The organism is Desulfuromonas acetexigens (genome assembly GCF_900111775.1).
Classification (GTDB): Bacteria; Desulfobacterota; Desulfuromonadia; order Desulfuromonadales; family Trichloromonadaceae; genus Trichloromonas; species Trichloromonas acetexigens.
The window spans coordinates 1-9,189 of sequence record NZ_FOJJ01000016.1; the positions used below are offsets into that span (position 1 = coordinate 1).

At 48.2% G+C, this 9,189-nt stretch carries 6 protein-coding genes; all 6 read left to right on the forward strand.

Translation table 11 applies throughout. The features are described from left to right. Positions 1-156: 156 nt before the first annotated feature. The 6 genes from BQ4888_RS17355 to BQ4888_RS08815 all read left to right on the forward strand — a co-directional run bounded on the left by BQ4888_RS17355 (position 157) and on the right by BQ4888_RS08815 (position 8,802). On the forward strand, positions 157-4,032 hold the full coding sequence (locus tag BQ4888_RS17355; protein WP_140396627.1) for an NACHT domain-containing protein: 3,876 nt from the start codon (positions 157-159) through the stop codon (positions 4,030-4,032). Positions 4,033-4,365: 333 nt separating this feature from the next. Beyond that, positions 4,366-6,015 carry an ankyrin repeat domain-containing protein gene (locus BQ4888_RS08795; RefSeq protein WP_170232994.1) on the forward strand — a complete coding sequence of 550 codons (1,650 nt, stop codon included), beginning with the start codon at positions 4,366-4,368 and terminating at the stop codon, positions 6,013-6,015. 43 nt (positions 6,016-6,058) lie between these two features. Further along, the gene (locus BQ4888_RS08800) at positions 6,059-6,355 is read left to right on the forward strand and encodes a hypothetical protein (RefSeq protein WP_092056510.1); all 297 of its coding nucleotides are present in this window, start codon (positions 6,059-6,061) and stop codon (positions 6,353-6,355) included. A 130-nt stretch (positions 6,356-6,485) separates the two neighbouring features. Continuing rightward, a complete protein-coding gene (locus BQ4888_RS08805) occupies positions 6,486-7,100 on the forward strand; it encodes a hypothetical protein (protein WP_092056512.1) in 615 nt (204 codons plus the stop codon). A gap of 406 nt (positions 7,101-7,506) precedes the next feature. Then, positions 7,507-7,845 (forward strand): MarR family winged helix-turn-helix transcriptional regulator, encoded by a 339-nt coding sequence (locus BQ4888_RS08810; RefSeq protein ID WP_205748055.1) that lies wholly within the window; start codon positions 7,507-7,509, stop codon positions 7,843-7,845. Between the two features lie 111 nt (positions 7,846-7,956). Then, complete coding sequence (locus BQ4888_RS08815) at positions 7,957-8,802, forward strand: DUF169 domain-containing protein (protein WP_092056516.1); 846 nt, start codon at positions 7,957-7,959, stop codon at positions 8,800-8,802. Positions 8,803-9,189: the final 387 nt, after the last annotated feature.

A 9,189-nucleotide genomic window follows, 5' to 3' on the forward strand; every position in this document is an offset into this window, starting at 1 on the left:
AAATGGACCCTGCCGATCCGGGACTGGAAGGCGGCCCTCAACCGGTTTTCCATCCTGTTCGAAGACAGAATGCCAGCTTACTGATAACCGAAAACCAAACCATTTACACAAAATGATTTACACCGCCACTTTCTCGCATTCGCGCGAGGGGAGTGCTTGCAAAATCAGCTTGACCATTGGTTCATTCGCGTCACCGAAGCGGGCCGTTCGGCAGTAAGCAATTTAAAACAAGCAGATTCTGCTGGCTCTGATCCGCATTCCAAGGAACTTGCAGAAACGGTTAAAGGGCTTACTTCCGAGCTTGGTCAAAGGCCTTTCGGTCCTGACGAAAAGTACCCTTTGGATTCTTGGTTATCAGCTACGGCTAAGTGTGGGGCAATTGCTGATGACGCCTTAAGGTGGGTATATAACTTACCGAAAGCAAAATCAGATAAGCATGGTATAGATCCGGTTCATTTGGCGAGGAACAGTGTTTTTAAGTTGGTAGATGTTCTTGATGAGGTTACGACGCAGTTATCCTCAACTTATTGGCAGATGGCGAATGTGAAAGCTGTATTGCTTAAGGGACCCGCGGGAATTGGGAAGTCGCATTTACTTGCGGATATAGTTGAGTTTCAGGTTCATGCCGGTTATCCCGCTTTGCTCGTTTTGGGGAGTACGTTTGTTGACAATGAGCCTTGGCGGCAAATTCTAGGCCAGCTGGATCGACCCGCTACTGAGCAGATAAAGCATTTTCTCGGGTGTATGGATTCGGCGGCTCATGCTGCTGGTGTAAGGGCGCTTATCTGTATAGATGCTTTAAACGAGAGAAACGGTGTGGATGTATGGCCGCATCATCTTGCGGCATTTTTGAAATTGGTTGAATCGTTTCCCAGAATCGGTGTCATTGTCTCCTGTCGTTCAACTTATGTTCCATATGTAATCCCAGATGAACTAATCTCCGAAAAGTTGTATCTCATCGAGCACGACGGCTTTGCAGCAGATGGTGGTAAGGCTGCAAAGGTTTACCTTGATAAGCGGGGGATCGTTCGTCCTGGAGCCCCGAATCTTGTCCCTGAATTTGAGAATCCTCTTTTTTTAAAGACTTGTTGTGATTTTTTGGAAAAGGAGGGTCGGAATGAATTGCCGCGAGGTCTGCGTGGCGTGACATCAATTTTCAATTTTTATAATGAGGCGGTTTCACGTGCTCTGAATCAGCGGATGAAGCTTGATCCGCGCTTTAAAATTGTGCCAAAGGCTATATCTGGTTTTGCGAAACAGCTTGCTGATGCAGGCGTCGGGTATCTAGACATCAGTAAGGCTCTTGAATTTTTCGAGTCTGTCAAGGCGTCAGGGGGGGACCGCGAGCAAAGTCTGCTTTCCCAGTTGGAGAGCGAGGGGGTAATAACAATTGAGCCCATCCGCAAAGAAGATGGGTCGATAGAGGAGCTGGTTCGGTTTTCCTTTGAGCGGTTTAGCGATCATGTAATTGCAACGCGCTTGTTTCATGATCATCTGGACAAAGAAGATGTTGCCGGGTCGTTCAAGGATGGGGGGGCTCTTCATGATTTCGTTTTCGGCGAAGGTAGCTATCATCACGCCGGGATCATCGAGGCGATGGCTGTACAGTTGCCCGAAACGACAGGTGTTGAATTATTGGATGTTGGAAAGGGTGATTCTTGGGTTGTGCAGCAGGCTTTTCTGGAGAGCGTGCTATGGCGGGAGCAGTCATATTTCACAGATCGAACATTCGAAATTTTGCGAGGGATACTTAATAGTGATGAATTGACGAGGTTACTTATTTCGGTCAGTACTGAGCCTGAAAATAAGTTCAATGCCCGCTATATTCATGAACGGTTGTTACCAATGGCCATGCCGGAACGGGATGCGTCCTGGTCGTGTTTCATTGGGAAAAATGGATTTTATGGTCCTGTTGAGGTTTTGATTTCGTGGGCGCTTAATAATGGTATGGAGCATATTGATGAGGATCGGGCGTATCTTTCTTCGACTATGCTCACTTGGTTTTTTACGACATCGAATCGTTTGGTTCGAGATAAAGCGACTAAAGCCCTCGCTTGCGTTCTTAGCCGTCGACTGGCGCTGGCTGCAAAATTACTTCAAGACTTTAAGTCGATCAATGATGTTTATGTCATGGAACGTTTGTTGGCTGCTTGCTACGGTGCCGTTCTTCAGGGTGACACATCCGGATTAGGGGTTCTATCACAAACAGTTTTTAACGTGGTTTTTGCAGATGGGAACCCTCCTGTAAATGTCTTACTGAGAGATCATGCGCAAGGCATAATTGAGTATGCCAATTGGCGAGGCGTTTTGCCTGATGAAATTGATGTAAATGCTGCTAGACCTCCTTATAAAAGTCCATGGCCTATAGAGCATGTTTCAGATGAGGAAATTAAGGGTTATACCCAGGGATATGAACGAGGGATCTTTAGTGATGCAATCGTAAGTTCGGTTGTTAATGATGGTGATTTTGCTCGATACCAAATTGATTATGCGATTAGGTATTGGAATCCGGCTCCGATTGGAACAAACCCTCGCCCTACTGATGCTCAGATATGTGCCACGTGGATGACTTCCATTCTCGATGGTGCGACCCCTGACCAGGAGTCTGCATTAACCGAATTCATCGAAGCGGCGAAAGGCGCAAAGAGTATTGCACGGTGGGAGAAGTGCCCTGAGAACGAAAGAGTTAATGTAGCCGAGACGGCCTTAAAGGCGGTGCTAAGCTCAGGTCAGTGGGAAGAGTTTCGAGTAAGCGCTCAGGGATACATCAGGGGCCAGATGTTTGGGGGATGGAGAAATGATACGCCTGCTTCTTTTGACTCTCAGTGGGGGCGTAGGTGGATATGTAAGCGGGCGCACGAGCTTGGTTGGACTGAGAATTTATTTGGTGATTTCGAAAAATTTCACTGTAGAGGTTATGACAGGAACAACCATGAATTGGAGCGAATTGGGAAGAAGTATCAATGGATTGCGTTTCGTGAATTACTTGCTCGTATGGCGGATAATCTTGCTTTCAATGGCGATAGCTGGGAAGCAGAAGCTGTTCCAACATATAAAGGTGCTGTCCAAATTGGCAAACGCGACATTGATCCTTCACTGTTAACTACAGGAACGCATTACGATGGTTGGGGTGAATGGGGTAAGACTTGGTGGGTGCCTTTCGATTGTCGTTTTCGTCCACAAAGCCCGCGAGAAAGGCTTGCATGGCTCGAATCTGACAATGATATTATAAATACAGATTATATGATTGATTTGCGTGATCCGAAAGCGGGGCGAAGATGGTTAGCTCTTGAAGGTTTTGCGCGGTGGACTGGTTCGGGTGTATTCAGAGGAAGTAAAGAGCTTCAGAGAGAGACTTGGTTCCGTCTTAATTGTTTGGTTGTGCGTAGCTCCGATTTGTCCAAGATAGTAGATCATCTGAAAGATAAAATACTGACAGATCCGCATTCGATGCCTAAGATTGAACTTTGGAGCCGTGATTTTTATCTTGGAGAATTTCCTTGGCACCCTAATTTCGATGCAATTGATGAATGGATATTGCCTAGGGAAGGTTGGTGGTCTTTCCCTGTGCCAGCAAGGGCTACCATTGCGACTTATTCCTGTGAGAAAGGTGGCTATGATTATTCCATAGACGCATCGATCAGTGTAGAGATACCTGCACCTTGGTTAGCTGGGTCGATGGGCGTTCGTTTGGCGAGTGGTCAATCCCCTGTATATGTCGATTCCTCTGACAAGGTAACTTTTTTTGACCCCTCTGTGGTTGAACCAGGACCTTCTGCCGCTTTGGTAGATCGAGATGCTTTTTTACAAGCTCTGGATCGGGAGGGCTTGGCTGCGGTGTGGGTGATTGCTGGCGAAAAAAATGTGTATGGAGGCTCTGACCTGGGAATGGGTTTTGGAGGCCGCTTGCTTCATACCGCAATCTACACTTTAGGAACCAACGGGTTTACTCGAAATTATTATAATGAAATGAGCCTGCCGAGTATCGATCAGCTGGAAAGATTTCTTCGCGAAGATTCTGATGAAGGATGATGGTGTTAAGGTTGATTCTGTGGTTGGGGGGTTCTCCCCAGTACAAGACATATCAATAATTGAGGCCGATTAATCACCGCTTCTCGAACGGAAAACCCCGGTTGACGATTCAGGCGGGGTTTTCCGGTAATGCAGGGATTGCCGGAACTCCGCACGCCAGGCATGTGGTTTTTCCCGCAAAAACCCGAGACAATAAATACCTCCGTGGCGATCATCGGCATCCCTCCTTTCCCATGAGAGAAGGGATGCCATGGGTTCCAGGGTGGTACACTTTTCATTCCCGCTTTTGGACTATTATTGCGCTACCAGTGACAGCTGCAGAATATGGATGATATGAAACCAGATATTTCACCACGTTACTATATTGCAGAGACAACAATTTGGCTGCTTGGTGCCATTATCGCGATATCACGCTTCGTTGGCCTTGCTCCATTCCAGTCATTACCAGTGCTTAACGTTACCTTAAGGAGTCAGCAGCATTCCTTTCGTGTTGTTGCGGCGATGCTTGCAGCTGCTACATTTTATCTTATTTTTGAATGGAAACAGTCTCCTCAAGAAGCGCGTAATTCATACTGGGCACAGTCACGTGCCGGCATAACAATAATCTTTTCCTGCGTCTCACTTTGGTTAAGTTACCCCTTCATTGCCGCAAACACACGTTTCGCCGGCATATCTCCAGCATGGTATTTCAGCTTCTGCTCAATCGGTTTTCTCCTCGGATTGTTTGGTTCAACTTTAGCACTCTCTTCTATCATGATTCGTACACCTGCAGAAGCTAGAGCTATTAATCTTCCTCGCATGCCGACCGCAACTCGCTCTCAATACATGTTATCAATACCAATTATTTCCATTCTGATAGTTGCGTATTACCTGCTGTGCTATAAAGCGCCAGAGGTCATGATTGGGCAAGCATACTTTTTTGTTGCTGTCCCTTTCGTGTACTTGATTGGTGCAATGTTTACCTCACTGTGCTTGAAACGGGACGACGACGGTAATCGTATCCCCTATGGAAAAAGTATTGCCTCGTTAAAAAAATCTTTCGACTTACACGATTATTCTTACTACCTGATCGATCACGGCCAGACGATTGCTGGAAAATATGATATACGATCAAACGAATCACCAGAAGAAATTCAGAGGGCTATGCAGGAGGAGTTTTGTCTAGAAGCTTCTAGTTCAATGCGCTTTCACGTTAAACAGCTGGAAGAATTTCAAATCGAGTTCTATTCTAAGGATGGAAACTCAAACAATAATACCCCAGAGAACCGGGGAATAAGAATACATAAAAGTCAAGGCAAGAAGGGCTTTCTTCGAGTGCAAGTCATTTCTGATGAACCAGAGAATGAATCACGAGAGATGGATATTCCGGCAGCCCTTGTTGTAACGTACGCGGAAAAGTACCTCTTGGCACATACCGAAAATGAAGACCTTACGACTAGGAAAGTGTTTTCCTATGCGATCAATCAGACCGTCATACATACAATGGAACAAGAACTGGAGCCGTTGCTTCAAAGAGTAGTATTAGCAGGACAAACGGATCAGGTTGAGGATTTACTTAATCAAGATGTTGACGTGAATGAACAGACAGCGATTGGTTGGACAGCGCTTCTGGCTGCTGCTGCACAGGGTTATCCGCAGATAGTACAATTATTGCTCGATGCTGGCGCTAACACAGATATAGGGAACTTAAAAGGAATCACCCCCCTTATTTACGGTGCACGTTACGGCAATATTGAAGTTTCTAAATTACTTCTAGAATACGGTGCAAATCCAAATCTCCAAGACACGTATGGGATGACTGCATTAATGATCGCTACACGCTATGGTTTTTCCGACATAGTAGAGATGCTACTTAAGGCGGGAGCTAACACAAAGATCAAAGATCATGACGCTATGACGGCGATAGACTTTGCACACAAGTACAAACATGGAAAGATTGCAAAAATGTTACGAACAGCTAACCAGCGCCAAGACCGGCCCTAAAGCCAGCCGGTCAGGCTTATGGCGTTCGAGGCCAATGAATAGAATGAAACCAATCGCCATCGGCCTCTTGCTTCTGGTCGCCCTCCTGGTTTGCGCTTGCCAAAAGGAGCCACGGCACATCACGGGGGCGGAATTCCAGGCAGAATATGAAATGAGGAATCAGCAGACCATGCATTCTGCTGAGTTCATTGGGGAGCGCGAGGGCTGCGTCTTCCTTCGGAAGAAAACCATGTCCACAGTGAATCCAAAGAAATGGTCTGAGGCCGTGCTCTTCACGGAAATCACCGAACTTGCCCCCGACTTCCTTCAGCGACTTCGCCGAGAATCAGAGCAGCAGTGACTCGAGGCTCAGCCTCGAACTATCGCCTGCAGGGGACGGGGTGAACGGCGGCGTAAATTTGGAATGGTTTCCGTGGTGGCTCCGGTAGCAGTGGCTCGCCCTTGAAACGTAGCGTTCGGCATGAGGATTAATGATCGCACTACTCCTACTGTGGCTTGCACCGGCGGCAGCTATCCTCTTGCTGCTGCTCGTGCTGCGCGTGAGGTCCAAGAAGTTGCTCATCGGCCTTCCATTTGGTGCCCTTCTTCTGCCGCTCCTACTTCTCGTCGGCATTTACATGGCTCGGGTGCCAATACAGCAAGGCAAGGTAATGGGCGAATTGGGGCCGTTGCTGAACTTACTCTTCCCGGCAGAGGATCTGTACATTCCGCTGGCCGAAGAACAACTTCAAGCCGGAAGAACCACCTACGACTTCGATGTTAGCCATAAATATGTAGGCAATCACGCAGTTGAAGTGTATGTGCGATCATCAAGCCGGCCCCAATGGTCCGCCGAGAGAAGACTGAAAATACAAGTATCCTACTTCCGTGGTGGGCAAGCCATAAAGAACATGGAAGAGACAGAAGGATCGCCCTTCATGGGTATGGATCAATACGGCTACATATATTCAAGCTATCGCGCTCCGCTTGATGTTCCTGTGGGAGTGATGCTCTATGCTCGGGTGAGCATCCAGGGAGACCTTGAGGCATTCCTAGAGGAACACGCCGGGGCGATGCTCGCCGTCAAGAAACTGTCAGACAAATAGGAATTGCCGAACCAGAACGTGCAATGCCTTGCCGGAGCTCGTAGGCAAGGAACTGACACTTTTCGTTGATTCTGTAGGGAAAACTCTATTCCCATTAATCACTACCACTCAGACACGAAACGCCCTCGATCTTCGGACGGAGGGCGTTTCTCACAGACCAGGGGTTTTCGGAATAGCCAGATTCGCGCGACTCAATCTCCAAAAAATTACCGGGGCAAGAAACGGGACAAGTAGGCCTTTTGGCGGCCGCATAAAAATGCTTGACGCCGCAAGGCATGGTTGTGTATACAACTAAACTATGCCGTTTTCGTATGACCACAATCAATCCCTGGGATACCTGACCGGAGTTGCGAGCAGACTGCTGAGCAATCTGCTCGCCGTGCGACTCCACGAGGCAGGCATCGACATGACCGCCGAACAATGGGGAGCCATTATCGTGCTCCTGAACAGTGAGCCCATGACCCAGGGGCAACTTGGGGAGCGACTGCATCTTGAGAAATCAAGTGTGAGTCGCCTGACGAATGGACTTGAAAGGCGCGGCTGGATTGAACGTACGACAGGTCCGAAAGACAACAGGCAGAGAATCGTTACGCCGACCCCAAAGGCTCTGGAAACGGCGGAGCGATGCGCAACCATCGCCAGAGCAATTCTGGAAGAAGCTCAACACGGCATGGCAGAGGACGAAATGTTGGTTCTCAGGTCGCTCCTCTCACGCACCATAAAAAACCTGAGAGGACTGACCTGACCAACACGGACGATTCATATTGCGAAAATGGTTGCAGGTACAACTTGACTGCGAAACGCTTGCGAGCTTATCCCCCTACATGCCACGACAACATCAGAAGGAGAAAATATCATGATCGAGCAATCGATACTTGAGGAAACCAAAACATTTCTGAAGCATCTCGGTTTGAATGAAGATCCCATTGGCGTCTATTACGATGACAACAAACCGGAAAACGCGTTTGGCCCCAAGGCCGGCCCACCGATTTCGCGAGAACTGGAAGATCAGGGGCAGATTGACATGCAGGCGGTTTTTCAGAACTTCTCCTGCGTAATAGCCAACATCTGGCTGGCCAGGAGAAAACAGGGGGCTGCCTATATTTCTACGGAAGAATATGGATGCCCCGGCGGATCGTTCTACTGCTCCATGATGAAACCCAATCTCCGATTCATAGAGCACTACGTGACCACGGGCTTTGAGGGAACGCCCATTCATGGGGAACGGTATCTTCCCTCTCCCGAAGCCATGCGAAAATTTCTTGCCAAGGTCGACCCTCGCAAGGCCCCCGCAAAATACTGCATCTTCAAACCGTTATCGCTATTTTCTGGGGGCGAGAAACCTGAGTTCGTCATCTTCTTCGCCCGTCCCGAAGTGTTGACCGGTCTTTTCACCCACACGACATTCACCACCGGGGAGGTCGACAGTGTAGCTTCGCCTTTCGGAGCCGGATGCACTAACATTGTCGGCTGGCCTCTTCACTATCAGGAACAAGGTATGGAAAAAGCCGTGCTGGGCGGCTTCGATCCATCGGCAAGAAAATACATGAAAACTGACGAGCTGACGTTTACGGTCCCTTGGTCGTTGTATCAGAAAATGTTGAAGGCTTTGCCTGACTCCATATTCAACGTCGACGGCGAATGGAAGACCGTACGCAAAAAGGTGAATCGTAGTGCAAAAACTTGGGGGGAAGGAGTTTAACCTTTTCGAGAAGTGCTGAGTCTTTAGGCATTCTAATCCGTTACACGACCTCAAAATGCAAAAAATAAGGGGACCATCCTTCAAAGGCTGGTCCCCTTTATTATCCAGACTTTCCAACCCTGCGATTTTATGGGGGAGCGGATTTATTTTGAAGTGAGTCGTTTTTGCGTTCGGTCTATTTCAGGCTTTCGGTAAGAAAAGTGATGATCCTGTCCCAGGGGATGACGTCTACCCGATCGTACAAATCCACATGGCCGGCCCGGTCGTTGTCAAGGAAGTTGTCGCATTTTCATGCGGCGTTTTGTTTGAGCAGAAGTCGATCTTGGGACGACTTCTGGAGATTCAGGGTGACCACTGCGGGTCGGCTCCAGTTTCGGCAGTCGCCTG